This window comes from Pseudomonas sp. HR1, from assembly GCF_030175875.1.
Lineage (GTDB): Bacteria > Pseudomonadota > Gammaproteobacteria > Pseudomonadales > Pseudomonadaceae > Chryseomonas > Chryseomonas oryzihabitans.
The window spans coordinates 420,995-434,908 of record NZ_JASNRF010000004.1; the positions used below are offsets into that span (position 1 = coordinate 420,995).

The window sequence follows — 13,914 nt, forward strand, 5'->3', positions numbered from 1 at the left end:
TCATGACCGATAAAGAAAGTATCGGAAACACACAGAGGTCGTGACATGAACGCAATGACAGCCATGCGCCAATACCAGCAGGTCGGCCTGCAGGCGCAGGTGTTCGAAGCCAGTCCCCATCAGCTGATCCAGATGCTCATGCAGGGCGCTCTGGACCGTCTGGCCAAGGCGCAAGGTGCCCTGGAGCGTGGTTGGCTGCCGGAGAAGGGCGAGCTGATCGGCAAGGCGGTATCCATCATCGCCGGTCTGAAGGACGTCCTGGATTTCGAGCAGGGTGGTGAGCTCGCCACCAACCTGGATCGTCTGTATGACTATATGATCCGCCGGCTCAGCGAAGCCAACCGTAACAATGATCCTGTTATCCTTGAAGAAGTATCCGGCCTGATCCGCGAGATCAAATCCGGCTGGGATGCCATTGCCCCCTGATCTGGAGTCGACCGATGAACGTCGCCATGCAAAAGACCCCGGTGGAACGCGTCGAGCTCGTCTATGAGCAGATGGCCGCTGCGCTCAAGGCCGGAGACTGGACGCGGATCGCCGAGCTGGATCTGGATTGCCGGCTGTTCGTCGACGAAGCCATGTATGCCACGGGGGACGAGGCCGTAGCCCTGCGTGCCAGCCTCGAGCGCCTGCTGGCGCTCTATGCCTCCCTGCTGCAGAGCTGCAAGGCAGAGCGGGACGCTACCGCCCAGGAGTTGACCAAGCTCAACAAGTCGAATCAGGCCGCCAAGGTCTATCAACTGTTCGGTTGACTGTCATCTGTTGGACGGTAATTCAAAGTTTGGATATTTCGCCGCCATAAAATTGACCCCGCATCACAATTTGTCTTAACTTGCGCAAGATGCCGACCAGTTGGCACTTGGATGCAGGCGACACCTGCGCGTAGCGAACCGACAAGCCGAATTGGGGCAGGGACATGTGGCGTGAAACCAAGATCCTTCTGATCGACGATGAAGCCGAGCGGCGCAAGGCGGTCTCGGTCATTCTCGATTTTCTCGGCGAAGCTCATCTCGCCTGCACCAGTTCCGATTGGCAGGCCACCCTCGAAGCGCTCGACAGCAGTCGGCAGGTCAGCTGTGTGCTGGTCGGTCGCGTCGACAGCCGTGGCAACAGCGTCGAGCTGCTCAAGCAGGTGGTGGCCTGGGACGAGATGGTCCCGCTGCTATTGCTCGGCGAAGCGGCGCAGCCGGAGTGGCCGGACGATGTCCGCCGCCGCGTGCTGGTCTCCCTCGAATACCCGCTGGCCTACAACAAGCTGCTGGATTCCCTGCACCGTGCCCAGGTCTATCGCGAGATGTACGACCAGGCTCGGGATCGCGGGCGTCAGCGCGAGCCCGAGTTGTTCCGCAGCCTGGTGGGTACCAGTCGCGCCATCCAGGGCGTGCGCAAGATGATGCAGCAGGTGGCCGATACCGAGGCTACGGTACTCATCCTCGGTGAATCCGGTACCGGCAAGGAGGTGGTGGCGCGCAACCTGCACTTTCACTCCAAGCGCCGCGAGGCGCCTTTCGTGCCGGTCAACTGCGGCGCCATTCCGGCCGAGTTGCTGGAAAGCGAGCTGTTCGGTCACGAGAAGGGCGCCTTCACCGGCGCCATCACCAGTCGCGCCGGTCGCTTCGAACTGGCCAACACCGGTACCCTGTTCCTCGACGAGATCGGCGACATGCCGCTGCCCATGCAGGTCAAGCTCCTGCGGGTGCTGCAGGAACGGACCTACGAGCGGGTGGGCAGCAACAAGACCCAGAGCGTTGACGTGCGTATCATCGCGGCGACCCACAAGAACCTGGAGCAGATGATCGCCGCGGGCACCTTCCGCGAAGACCTTTACTACCGCCTCAATGTCTTCCCCATCGACATGGCGCCCCTGCGCGAACGGGGTGAAGACATCCCGCTGCTGATCAACGAACTGATTGCGCGGATGGAACACGAGAAGCGGGGCTCCATCCGCTTCAACTCGGCCGCCATCATGTCGCTGTGCCGCCACGAGTGGCCGGGCAACGTCCGCGAACTGGCCAACTTGGTGGAACGCATGGCGATCATGCATCCCTATGGCGTCATCGGCGTGGCCGAGTTGCCGCTCAAGTTTCGCTACGTGGAAGACGAAGCCGATCCCATGGTGGAGTCCTTGCGCGAGGAGTTGCAGGAGCGTGAGGCCATGGCTGGGATCGGGACGGTCGAGGTGTCGTCCTCGGCGCTGCTGCCGAGCGAAGGCCTAGATCTCAAGGACTACCTGGCCAACCTGGAAAAGAGCTTTATCCAGCAGGCGCTGGACGATGCCGGTGGCGTCGTGGCACGTGCCGCCGAGCGACTGCGCATCCGCCGGACCACCCTGGTGGAGAAGATGCGCAAGTACGGCATGGGCCGTCGCGACGACGAGTTCGACGAAGAGATCTAGCGAACCCTCTGTAGCGCTGAATGGGTCAACGTAGGGTGGATGACGGCGCAGCCTCATCCACCTTATTTTTTAGCGTGGCAAGTGGAAAAGGCCGCGCCGTTTTCCGCGCTACGGCGCTTTGGCGCCAGGACGGCATGGGTCTTGCTCCAGCCTGGACAATGTCAATTGTCCGTCGCGAGCCCCAGCCGATGCCTGCGCAAGCCCTTTCTTCCGCTGCCCCTGCCGACGCTGCCGTGGAGGCTTCCGCCTCCGCGCAGGCCCGTGAAGCCCTGGGGCAGATGTCGCGCCAGCTGAGCGAATCCTTCCAGTTGCTCGAAGCCCGGATGAATTCGTTGCAGGGCGAACTGGAATGGGTGTCTGCCCAGCGTCTGCAGGAGCTGGCGGAAAAGGAGCGCCTGGCCAGTCGGCTGCAGAATCTGCTCGACGTCTTGCCCGCCGGCATCGTGGTGCTGGACGGCGCCGGGCGCGTGCGTGATGCCAACCCCGTGGCCCAGGGCCTGCTCGGTGAGCCTCTGACAGGCGAGCTGTGGCGTACGGTGATCGCCCGGGCCTTTGCCCCGCGTCATGACGACGGCCACGAGGTGTCCCTGCGCGACGGCCGGCGGCTGTCTATCGCCATCCGCTCCCTGGATGGCGAGCCGGGACAACTGGTGCTGCTCAACGACCTCACCGAAACCCGTCACCTGCAGGGCGAACTGGCGCGGCATGAACGGCTGTCGGCGCTGGGTCGGACCATGGCCTCGCTGGCGCATCAGATCCGTACCCCGCTGACCGCAGCGCTGCTTTATGCCAGCCATCTGGAGGAGGGCGGCCTGGCCCTGGCGCAGCAACAACGCTTCGCCAGCCGGCTCAAGGAGCGGCTGCACGAACTGGAAAACCAGGTCCGCGACATGCTGGTATTCGCTCGCGGCGAATTGCCCCTGGCGGATCGACTGACCCCCAGCGGGCTGTTCACCACCTTGCGCGAGGCGGCGACCCCTCATCTCGGCGACTGCCCCGTGCGTTGGCAACTGGATGCCCAGGGCGGACTGCTCGCCTGCAACCGCGACATGCTGGTGGGCGCCGCCCTGAACCTCATCCACAACGCCCTGCAGGCCATGGCGGGCAGTGGCCGCCCGGGACGACTCAAGGTGCATCTCCATCGCCGTGACGGCGAGTTGCGCCTGGTGATCAGCGATAGCGGTCCGGGCATTCCGCTGGCGGTCCAGCAGCGTCTGGGCGAGCCCTTTCTCAGCACCAAGACCACCGGCACCGGTCTCGGCTTGCCGGTGGCCCTGGCGATGGCCAAGGCCCACGGCGGCCGGCTGACCGTGCGCTCGCGGGTGGGGCGTGGCACGGTGGTGACCTTCATCCTGCCCCTGCTGACGAGCGAGGAGACCTCGGCATGACCCTGCCCATCCTGCTGGTGGAAGACGACCGCGCCCTGCGCGAAGCCCTGGCCGATACCCTGGAGCTCGGCGGTTACCGCTATCGCGCCGTGGACAGCGGTGAAGCGGCATTGCTGGCGCTGGCCGAGGAGCCCTTCGGCCTGGTGATCAGCGACGTCAACATGCCCGGCATCGACGGTCATCAATTGCTGGCCAGTATCCGGCTGCGCGATCCGGCGCTGCCGGTGCTGCTGATGACCGCCTTCGGCAGCATCGAACGCGCCGTCGAGGCCATGCGCGGCGGGGCGGCGGACTATCTGGTCAAGCCCTTCGAGCCGCGCCTGCTGCTGGACACCCTGGCGCGCTGCTGCCCCCAGGGACGCCGCGCGCCCGGTGCGCGTCAGCCAGTGGCAGCCGATCCCCAGAGTCGGCAACTGCTGGAGCTGGCCTGCCGGGTCGCCCGGAGCGAGGCCACGGTGCTCATCACCGGCGAGTCGGGCACTGGCAAGGAGGTGCTGGCGCGCTTCATCCACGATCAATCGGCGCGGGCGGACGGTCCCTTCGTGGCGGTCAACTGCGCGGCCATCCCCGATCACCTATTGGAAGCCATCCTCTTCGGTCATGAGAAGGGCGCCTTCACCGGCGCCATCGCCGCCCAGCCGGGCAAGTTCGAACTGGCCCAGGGCGGTACCCTGCTCCTGGACGAGATATCCGAGATGCCGTTGGGGCTGCAGGCCAAGCTGCTGCGGGTCCTGCAGGAGCGCGAGGTGGAGCGGGTCGGGGCGCGCAAGCCGCTGGCGCTGGACATCCGCGTGGTGGCCACCAGCAACCGCAGGCTGGCGGAGGAGGTGGCCGCCGGGCGCTTCCGTGAAGACCTCTTCTATCGACTGTCGGTCTTTCCGCTGGCCTGGCTGCCGCTGCGCGAGCGACCGGCCGACATCGTGCCCCTGGCCGAACGGCTGCTGGCGGTCCAGGCCACGCGGATGAATCGTCCGGTACCGGCCCTGAGCGCCGCCGCGCGCCAGGCCCTGGCCGAGCATCCCTGGCCGGGCAATGTGCGCGAACTGGACAATGCCGTGCAGCGGGCGCTGATCCTGCAACCGGGCCACCAGCTCCAGGCCGAGGATTTCGGACTGCACTGGCTGGCGACCGGTGTCTCCCAGACGCCTGCTGCAGCGCCCGTGCTGACGTCAGGCGCAGCCGATGCCGCGCGTCCATTGGACGCCGATCTGCGCGACCGGGAATTCCAGGTGATCCTCGATACCCTGAAGGCCGAACGCGGCCGCCGCAAGGAGACCGCCGAGCGCCTGGGCATCAGTGCTCGCACCCTCAGGTACAAGCTGGCGCAAATGCGTGATGCCGGGCTGGACGTGGAGCAGGAATTGCTCGCCGGTTGCTGAGCGCGCAAGTCGATAGCCGGCTATCTACCCAGAGGGAACCAACCGTCTAAGGCGCTGTTCTAGAGAAAGGATCGCGACTGCGGCGTGGGGTCGCAGAGGAAGCTTGCCCCCGCCGTCCCGGACCCCGTCCGGCCGCTTTGCTTTCTTCTCCTAGGCGCTGCTTGTGCTGAAAACGGTTTCATGGACGGTGCTTGCCGTTTTTGCCGCGGGTGGCGCGCCTGCCAGCACGAGGACGCTTGCCATGGGTTCCACCGCACCTTCCAGCTCCAACGCCGACCTATTGACCATCAATACCATCCGTACCCTGTCCATGGATGCGGTACAGAAGGCCAACTCCGGCCACCCTGGTACGCCGATGGCCCTGGCCCCGGTCGGTCATACGCTGTGGAGCCGCTTCCTCCGCTATCACCCCGAGCATCCGGACTGGCCTAACCGCGACCGCTTCGTGCTGTCGGTCGGCCATGCCTCCATGCTGCTCTATTCGTTGCTGCATCTCGCAGGCGTCAAGGAGATCGACGAGCACGGCACCGCGACCGGCAAGGAAGCGGTCAGCCTCGAGGACATCAAGCAGTTCCGCCAGCTGGATTCCAAGACCCCGGGCCACCCCGAGTACCGCATGACCACCGGCATCGAGACCACCACCGGTCCGCTGGGGCAGGGCTGCGGCAACAGCGTCGGCATGGCACTGGCGCAGAAGTGGCTGGCGGCGCGTTTCAATCAGCCGGGCGTGACCCTGTTCGACTATGACGTCTACGTCCTCTGCGGCGACGGCGACATGATGGAAGGGGTCACTGGCGAGGCAGCGTCCATGGCCGGCCACCTGGGGCTGGACAACCTCTGCTGGATCTACGACAACAACACCATCAGCATCGAGGGCCACACCGAGCTGGCCTTCAGCGAAGACGTGGCCGAGCGCTTCCGTGGCTATGGCTGGCACACCCTGCACGTCAAGGATGCCAACGACGCCGAGGCCCTGGCCGCCGCCCTGCATCGCTTCAAGGGCAACACCGGCAAGCCGACCCTGATCGTGGTCGACAGCCTGATCGGCTATGGCGCACCCAACAAGCAGAACACCGCGGCGGCCCACGGCGAGCCGCTGGGCGCGGACGAGATCAAGCTGGCGAAGAAGGCCTACGGCTGGCCGGAAGATGCCGATTTCCTGGTGCCCGAAGAAGCCCGTCATCACCTGCGTGATGCGCTGCTGGAACGTGCCAGTGGTCTCTACGAAGACTGGAATCGCGCCTTCGACCGTCTGCGCCAGGACGATCCGCGCCGTGCCGACGAGCTCCAGCGCATGCGCGCCGGCGAGATGCCCGAAGGCTGGGACGCCAAGCTGCCTAGCTTCGACGCCGACGCCAAGGGCGTGGCCTCCCGCGAATCCGGTGGCAAGGCGCTCAACGCCTTCGCCGAGCAGATCCCCTGGCTGGTCGGGGGCGCCGCCGACCTGGCGCCGTCCACCAAGACCAACCTCAAGTTCGACGGCGCCGGCAGCTTTTCCGCGCGGGAGCCTTCGGGGCGCAACATGCACTTCGGCATCCGCGAGCATGCCATGGGCTCCATCGCCAACGGCATGGCGCTCTGCTACCTGCGCAGCTTCACCGCCACTTTCTTGGTGTTCAGCGACTACATGAAGCCGCCGATCCGCCTGGCGTCCATCATGGAATTGCCCGTGGTGTTCGTTTTCACCCACGACTCCATCGGCGTCGGTGAAGACGGCCCGACCCACCAGCCCATCGAGCACCTGGCGCAACTGCGCGCCACCCCGGGCCTGCTGACCCTGCGTCCGGGCGATGCCAACGAAGCCGTGCAGGCCTGGAAGATCGCCCTGCATCAGACCAACAGACCCTCCTGCATGGTGCTGTCGCGCCAGCCGCTGCCGACCCTGGATCGTTCGAAGTACGCCAGTGCCGAAGGGGTCGCTCAGGGTGCCTACGTGGTGGCCGATGCCGAGGGTGGCAAGCCCCAGGTCATCCTCATGGCTACCGGCAGTGAATTGGGCCTGGCGATGCAGGCCTATGAGCAGCTCAAGGGCGAAGGGGTCAAGGCACGGGTGGTCTCCATGCCCTGCTGGGAATTGTTCGAAGAGCAGGACGAGGCCTACAAGCAGTCCGTGCTGCCCGACGAGGTGCTAGGGCGCGTCGCCATCGAGCAGGCCGGTCCCCTCGGCTGGGAGCGCTATATCGGGCGCAAGGGTGCCTCGGTGACCATGAGCACCTTCGGCGCCTCGGCGCCCATCGGCAAGCTGCAGGCCAAATACGGCTACACCGTGGACAACGTGGTCAAGCTGGCCAAGGAACAGGCACAACGCTCCGGGAGTGCCAAATGAGCAATCCACTCAAACAGCTGACGGAGCAGGGCCAGGCGGTCTGGCTCGATTTCGTCAGCCGCGAGTTCCTCGCCAAGGGTGAACTGCAGAAGCTGATCGAGCGTGACGGCCTCACCGGGGTCACCTCCAACCCGTCGATCTTCGAGAAGGCCATGGGGCACGGCAGTGACTACGACGCCAGCCTCAAGGCCTTTCTGGAAAAGGCCGATGCCGAGCCGGTGGATGTCTATGAGCATCTGGCGATCGAGGACATCCAGCAGGCCGCCGACATCCTGCGGCCGGTCTACGATCGCCTCGAAGGCCGCGATGGCTACGTGAGCCTGGAGGTCTCGCCCTATCTGGCGCTGGATACCCGTGCCACCCTGGAAGAGGCGCGCCGCCTCTGGCAGGCGGTGGACCGGCCCAATCTCATGGTCAAGGTGCCGGGTACGCCCGAGGGTGCCGTGGCCATCCGCAAACTGATCGAAGAGGGGATCAACGTCAATGTGACCCTGCTGTTTGATCGCAACGCTTATATGGCGGTGGCGGAGGCCTATATCGCCGGTCTGGAAGCCCGCCTGCATCGCGGTGAAGACATTTCCCGTCTCGCCAGCGTGGCGAGCTTCTTTATCAGCCGGGTCGATGGCGTGCTGGACAAGCTGATCGACGAGCGCAAGGGCGAGGACGCCGAGCTGGGCGGGCTGCGTGGCAAGATCGCCATCGCCAACGCCAAGCTGGCCTATCAGGACTACCTGCGGCTGATCCAGTCGCCGCGCTGGAAGGTTCTGGAAGCCAAGGGTGCGCGCCCGCAGCGTCTGCTGTGGGCCTCCACCGGCTCCAAGGATCCGGCCTATCCCGATACCCTCTATGTCGACCAGCTGATCGGTCCGGATACGGTCAACACTATGCCGCCCAAGACCATGGACGCCTTCCGTGACCATGGCACCGCGGCTCCCATGCTAAGCACCGATATCGAAGCCGCGCAGCGCGTGGTGGATGCGACCGCCCGTTTCGGGCTGGACCTGGATGGCGTGGCCAAGCGGCTGGTCAAGGACGGTGCCCGCCAGTTCGAGGACGCCGCCGATGCGCTGCTGGGCGCGGTCGGCCAGAAGCGCCTCGATTTCCTGGGTGAGCGCCTGAATACCGCGGACTATCGTCTGCCCGATGCGCTGAATGAAGCGGTGGAAAAGCGTCTCGACGCGGCACGCCGTGAAGGCTGGTCCCGTAGACTGTGGCAGGGCGATGCCTCGCTCTGGACCGGTCGCGACGAAGACCAGTGGGTCGGCTGGCTGGCCGCGGCCCAGGGCCGTCAGGCTGACCCCAAAGCCTTGGCAGCCCTGGCTGAAGCGGCCCGGCAAGAGGGCCTGGATACCGTGGTGCTCCTAGGCATGGGCGGTTCGAGCCTGGGTCCGGAAGTGCTGGCCAATACCCTGGGTACCGCGACAGGCGGGCTCACGCTCAAGGTGCTCGATTCCACCGATCCGGCGCAGATCGCCGCCTTGGAAGAGCAACTGGACCTGCACCGGACGCTGTTCCTGGTTTCGAGCAAATCCGGCTCGACCCTGGAGCCGGAAATCCTGCGCGCCTATTTCCACCAGGCCGTCGAGCAGGCCCTGGGTGCGGAAGCAGCCCAGCGGCGCTTCGTCGCCATTACCGATCCCGGCTCCAAGCTCGAAGCCAGTGCCACGGCCGAGGGCTACCGGGCTATTTTCCAGGGCGATCCCCATATCGGTGGACGCTATTCGGTGCTGTCGGTATTCGGCATGGTGCCCCTGGCGCTGCTCGGCCATTCGGTGGCCGATTTCTTCCAGGTGACCCAGCCCATGGTGCTGGCCTGTAGCCCCAGTGCGCCGCCTGCCATCAATCCCGGCATTCGCCTGGGCGTGGTCCTGGGCGAGGCGGTGCGTGCCGGACGCGACAAGGTCACCCTGATCGCCTCGCCGGGTGTCGCCAGCCTGGGCGCCTGGCTGGAGCAGCTGCTCGCCGAGAGCACCGGCAAGCAGGGCAAGGGCATCATCCCGGTGGACCTGGAGCCGCTCGGCGAGCCAGCCGTCTATGGGGCGGATCGGGTGTTCGTTAGCCTAGTGCTGGCGGGCGAAGAAGACGCCGAGCGCGACCGTCGCCTGCAAGCCCTGGCCGCAGCCGGGCATCCGGTGGTGGACATCCGTCTCGCCCGCGCCGAACTGATCGGCCAGGAATTCTTCCGCTGGGAGGTGGCGACCGAGGTGGCCGGTGCCGTCATCGGCATCAATCCCTTCGATCAGCCCGACGTGGAAGCCAGCAAGATCAAGACCCGCGCCCTTACCGACGGCTACGAACGCGAAGGGCGTCTCGCCGGCGACGAGCCGCTGCTTGAGGAGGGTACTCTGGCCCTGTTCGGCGATGCCGACCTGCAGGGGCAGGACACCGCCCGCGCGGCGATCAAGGCGCACCTGGCGCGCCTGCAGCCCGGCGACTATCTCGCCGTACTGGCCTATCTCGAGCGCAATGTCGTGCATGAGGAGGCCTTGAGCGCCATGCGTGATAGCATTCGCGACAGCAAGCGCGTAGCGACCGTCGGCGGCTTCGGCCCCCGCTTTCTGCACTCCACCGGACAGGCCTACAAGGGCGGTCCGAACTCGGGTGTGTTCATCCAGATTACCGCCGATGCCCAGAACGACCTGGAGATTCCAGGGCGGAGTCTGAGCTTTGGTGTCGTCGAGGCCGCCCAGGCCAAGGGCGACCTCGAGGTGCTGGCCGAACGGGGACGGCGCTACCTGCGCGTGCATATCAAGGGCGGCGACATCGACGCCGGCCTGCAACAAATCGTCGAACTGGTCGAGGCGGCGGTCGCCTGACCTCAAGGAGTCATCAGCATGCAATTGGGAATCATCGGACTGGGCCGCATGGGCGGCAACATCGCACGGCGTTTGATGAAGCATGGGCATGAAGTCGCGGTCTATGACCGCAGTGCCGAAACCGTGGCCGGCCTCGGCAAGGAAGGCGCCGTCACCGCCGATAGCCTGGACGGTGTCATCGCCGCCCTGGCTCAGCCGCGGGCCATCTGGGTCATGCTGCCGGCCGGCGAGCCGACCGAGCAGACCATCGCCGAGCTGGCCGACCGCCTGGCTCCCGGCGACGTCATCATCGATGGTGGTAACACCTACTACAAGGACGACATCCGTCGTGCCAAGACCCTGGCCGAGAAGGGCATCGACTACGTCGACGTCGGCACCTCCGGTGGCGTCTGGGGCCTGGAGCGCGGCTACTGCATGATGATCGGCGGCAAGTCCGAAGCCGTCGAGCGCCTGGAGCCCATCTTCGAAGCCCTGGCCCCCGGTTATGGCAGCATCGAGCGTACCCGTGGCCGCAACGCCCCGGACGAGCGTGCCGAGCGTGGCTTCATCTTCACCGGTCCGGCCGGTTCCGGTCACTTCGTCAAGATGGTGCACAACGGCATCGAATACGGCCTGATGCAGGCCTATGCCGAAGGCTTCGACATCCTCAAGATGAAGAACAGCGACAAGCTGCCGGAAGACGAGCGCTTCGACCTGGACCTGGCCGACATCGCCGAGGTCTGGCGCCGTGGCAGCGTGGTGTCTTCCTGGCTGCTGGACCTGACCGCCCAGGCCCTGGCCGGCGACGTCGCCCTGGAGAAATTCTCCGGCTCCGTGGCCGACAGCGGCGAAGGTCGCTGGACCATCGAGGCGGCCATCGAGGAAGCGGTACCGGTCAACGTCCTGTCCGCCGCCCTCTATGCGCGTTTCCGCTCCCGCCAGCAAGCCACCTACGCCGACAAGCTGCTGTCGGCCATGAGATTCGGCTTCGGCGGCCACGTCGAAATCCCGCAATAAAACCCCGGCCGTTCCCCTGTGGAGCGGCCACGGGCCGCGTCCCGGGGGACGGCATCAGCCGCCCTCGCGGATAAGGCCCTGTCATGACCGATTCTCCTGCCGTCACCCCCAGCACCGCCGCCCAGGAGCGCCGCTCCTGCACCAAGGCACCCACCGCACCGCCGGCCACGCTCTTTCTGTTCGGCGCCAATGGCGACCTGGTCAAGCGACTGCTGATCCCCTCGCTGTACAACCTCCTGCGCGATGGTCTGCTCGACGACCGCACGCAGATCATCGGCGTCGATCACAATCCCAACACCGACGAAGGTTTCGCCGACCGGCTGGAAGCCTTCATCCGCGACCAGGCCGAAGCCAAGGGCAAGTCCCGGGACGAGGCGCTGGATGCCGATCTCTGGGGCCAGCTGCGCGGGCGCATCCGCTATTTGCAGGGCGACTTCCTCGAAGACGCCACCTACCAGGCGGTGGGCGAGCGCATCGCCCAGGCCGACACCGACAACGCCGTCTTCTACCTGGCTACCGCCGCGCGCTTCTTCGGCGACGTCGCCGAGCGCCTGGGCAAGGCCGGACTGCTGGAAGAGCGTGAAGACGCCTACCGCCGGCTGGTGGTGGAAAAGCCCTTTGGCGCCGACCTGGCCAGTGCCCAGGCGCTCAACCAGCGCCTGCTGACGAACATGGAGGAAAAGCAGATCTATAGAATCGACCACTACCTGGGCAAGGAGACGGTGCAGAACATCCTGGTCAGTCGGTTCTCCAACGCCCTGTTCGAGTCGTTCTGGAACAACCACTACATCGACCATGTGCAGATCACCGCGGCCGAGACCGTGGGCGTGGAGTCGCGGGGCGATTTCTACGAGAAGACCGGTACCCTCAGGGACATGGTACCCAACCACCTGTTCCAGCTGCTGGCCATGGTCGCCATGGAGCCGCCGGCCTCCTTCAACGCCACCTCGGTGCGCGACGAGAAGGCCAAGGTGGTCGGCGCCATCCGTCCCCAGACCACCGAGGAGGCCCTGGCCAACTCGGTACGTGGCCAGTACGCCGCCGGGACGATGAACGACAAGCCCGTCAAAGGCTATCGCGAGGAAGAGCGGGTCGATCCCGAGAGCCAGACCGAGACCTATGTGGCGCTCAAGCTGTTCGTCGACAACTGGCGCTGGGCCGGGGTGCCTTTTTACCTGCGCACTGGCAAGCGCCTGACCGCGCGTGATACCGAGATCGCCATCTGCTTCAAGCACGCGCCCTATGCCCAGTTCCGCGACACCAAGATCGACCGGATGCGGCCCAACTACCTGATCATCCAGATCCAGCCCGACGAAGGCATGTGGTTCGACTTCCATGCCAAGCGCCCGGGACCCCTGGTGGAACTGGAGAACATCCGCATGGGCTTCGCCTACAGCGATTTCTTCGAGATGCAGCCCTCCACCGGCTACGAAACCCTGATCTATGACTCCCTGATCGGCGACCAGACCCTGTTCCAGCGCGCCGACAACATCGAGAACGGCTGGCGCGCCGTGCAACCCTTCCTCGACGCCTGGCAACAGGGCGGCGAAGTGGAAAGCTACGCCGCGGGCAGTGCTGGTCCCGCCGGTGCCGATGAACTCCTGCAGAAGGACGGCCGCTCATGGCATCCGCTGACCTGATCCCCATCGACCTGCTGGTGTCGGATATCGACGGCACCCTGGTGCGTGACGATAAGAGCCTGAGCGAGGCGGTGATCGCCGCCGTCGAGCGCCTGCAGGCGGCCGGCAAGGCCATTACCCTGGTCAGCAGTCGCCCGCCGCGGGCGTTGCTGCCGCTGGTGCGGCAACTGGGCATTGACCAGGCGGTAGCCGGTTTCAACGGCGGCAATCTGGTGGAAGCGGACGGCACCCTGATCCGCGCCCACCGCCTCGCCGAGCAGGTGACGCGTCAGGTGCTGGAGCGCCTGGATCGCGAGGCCTTCGAAGTCTGGTTGTTCGCCGACGACCTCTGGCTGACCCGCGACGGGGAGGGGCCCTACGTCCCCCGCGAGACCCGGGCACTGGGCTATGGACCGACCGTGGTGGACTCCTTCGAACCCTACCTGGATCGCGTCGACAAGATCGTCGCCGCCGGCAGCGATCACGCCGGCCTGGAAGCCCTGGAGGGCGAACTGGGTGAGCGATTGGGGGAGGGCGCCACGGTGCTGCGCTCCCAGCTCTATTACCTGGACATCACCCATCCCAAGGCCAACAAGGGCGACGCCCTGATCGAACTGGCCCAGGCCGCGGGCGTGCCCGTGGCGCGCACCGCGGCCATCGGCGATGGCAGCAACGACGTGCCCATGTTCCGCCAGGCGGGCCTGGCCATCGCCATGGGCCAGGCCACGGCGGCGGTGCGCGAAGCAGCCGACCGGGTGACGGCCAGCAACCAGGAAGATGGCCTGGCTCAGGCCATCGATCAGTGGATCCTGGGGACCTGATGGCTGTTGGTGAGGTTGGGCTTCGCTGCGCTCAACCCAACCTGCTTGTCCTGTAGGTTGGGTTGAGACAGCTCCACCGTCGAAGCCCAACAGGTCTGAATTAGCTCCAGGTGGAAAAGGCTGCGCCGTTTTCCACACTACGGCCTGATGGGTGAGGTTGGGCTTCGCTTTGCT

At 65.7% G+C, this 13,914-nt stretch carries 10 protein-coding genes; all 10 read left to right on the top strand.

The window, feature by feature from the left end; genetic code table 11:
• The first annotated feature begins 45 nt into the window (after nucleotides 1-45).
• The 10 genes from fliS (at nucleotide 46) to QKY98_RS17300 (ending at nucleotide 13,740) form a co-directional block, all read left to right on the top strand.
• Entirely contained in the window at nucleotides 46-426 is a 381-nt protein-coding gene (gene fliS, locus QKY98_RS17255; protein WP_026083956.1) for a flagellar export chaperone FliS, read from the top strand.
• A 14-nt stretch (nucleotides 427-440) separates the two neighbouring features.
• On the top strand, nucleotides 441-752 hold the full coding sequence (locus tag QKY98_RS17260; protein ID WP_027598011.1) for a flagellar protein FliT: 312 nt from the start codon (nucleotides 441-443) through the stop codon (nucleotides 750-752).
• Nucleotides 753-916: 164 nt separating this feature from the next.
• Nucleotides 917-2,395: a sigma-54 dependent transcriptional regulator gene (locus QKY98_RS17265; RefSeq protein WP_044340926.1), complete on the top strand. Its 1,479-nt coding sequence runs from the start codon at nucleotides 917-919 to the stop codon at nucleotides 2,393-2,395.
• Nucleotides 2,396-2,583: 188 nt separating this feature from the next.
• Complete coding sequence (locus QKY98_RS17270) at nucleotides 2,584-3,783, top strand: sensor histidine kinase (protein ID WP_502945091.1); 1,200 nt, start codon at nucleotides 2,584-2,586, stop codon at nucleotides 3,781-3,783.
• A complete protein-coding gene (locus QKY98_RS17275) occupies nucleotides 3,780-5,162 on the top strand; it encodes a sigma-54-dependent transcriptional regulator (RefSeq protein ID WP_284671316.1) in 1,383 nt (460 codons plus the stop codon). Before QKY98_RS17270 ends, QKY98_RS17275 begins: the two co-directional genes overlap by 4 nt.
• Nucleotides 5,163-5,403: 241 nt before the next feature.
• A complete protein-coding gene (gene tkt, locus QKY98_RS17280; RefSeq protein ID WP_284671317.1) occupies nucleotides 5,404-7,488 on the top strand; it encodes a transketolase in 2,085 nt (694 codons plus the stop codon).
• Nucleotides 7,485-10,304: a bifunctional transaldolase/phosoglucose isomerase gene (locus QKY98_RS17285; protein ID WP_284671318.1), complete on the top strand. Its 2,820-nt coding sequence runs from the start codon at nucleotides 7,485-7,487 to the stop codon at nucleotides 10,302-10,304. The genes tkt and QKY98_RS17285 overlap by 4 nt, the downstream gene beginning before the upstream one ends.
• Nucleotides 10,305-10,322: 18 nt before the next feature.
• Complete coding sequence (gene gnd, locus QKY98_RS17290; protein WP_007160419.1) at nucleotides 10,323-11,300, top strand: phosphogluconate dehydrogenase (NAD(+)-dependent, decarboxylating); 978 nt, start codon at nucleotides 10,323-10,325, stop codon at nucleotides 11,298-11,300.
• 83 nt (nucleotides 11,301-11,383) lie between these two features.
• A complete protein-coding gene (gene zwf, locus QKY98_RS17295; protein ID WP_284671319.1) occupies nucleotides 11,384-12,940 on the top strand; it encodes a glucose-6-phosphate dehydrogenase in 1,557 nt (518 codons plus the stop codon).
• Complete coding sequence (locus QKY98_RS17300) at nucleotides 12,922-13,740, top strand: HAD family hydrolase (RefSeq protein WP_284671320.1); 819 nt, start codon at nucleotides 12,922-12,924, stop codon at nucleotides 13,738-13,740. The genes zwf and QKY98_RS17300 overlap by 19 nt, the downstream gene beginning before the upstream one ends.
• Nucleotides 13,741-13,914: the final 174 nt, after the last annotated feature.

Bases quoted from the DNA above. Each gene is read 5' to 3' on its own strand.
- gnd (WP_007160419.1), top strand. From the start codon at position 10,323: ATGCAATTGGGAATCATCGGACTGGGCCGCATGGGCGGCAACATCGCA.
- QKY98_RS17265 (WP_044340926.1), top strand. From the start codon at position 917: ATGTGGCGTGAAACCAAGATCCTTCTGATCGACGATGAAGCCGAGCGG.
- QKY98_RS17275 (WP_284671316.1), top strand. From the start codon at position 3,780: ATGACCCTGCCCATCCTGCTGGTGGAAGACGACCGCGCCCTGCGCGAA.
- tkt (WP_284671317.1), top strand. From the start codon at position 5,404: ATGGGTTCCACCGCACCTTCCAGCTCCAACGCCGACCTATTGACCATC.
- zwf (WP_284671319.1), top strand. From the start codon at position 11,384: ATGACCGATTCTCCTGCCGTCACCCCCAGCACCGCCGCCCAGGAGCGC.
- fliS (WP_026083956.1), top strand. From the start codon at position 46: ATGAACGCAATGACAGCCATGCGCCAATACCAGCAGGTCGGCCTGCAG.
- QKY98_RS17285 (WP_284671318.1), top strand. From the start codon at position 7,485: ATGAGCAATCCACTCAAACAGCTGACGGAGCAGGGCCAGGCGGTCTGG.
- QKY98_RS17270 (WP_502945091.1), top strand. From the start codon at position 2,584: ATGCCTGCGCAAGCCCTTTCTTCCGCTGCCCCTGCCGACGCTGCCGTG.
- QKY98_RS17300 (WP_284671320.1), top strand. From the start codon at position 12,922: ATGGCATCCGCTGACCTGATCCCCATCGACCTGCTGGTGTCGGATATC.
- QKY98_RS17260 (WP_027598011.1), top strand. From the start codon at position 441: ATGAACGTCGCCATGCAAAAGACCCCGGTGGAACGCGTCGAGCTCGTC.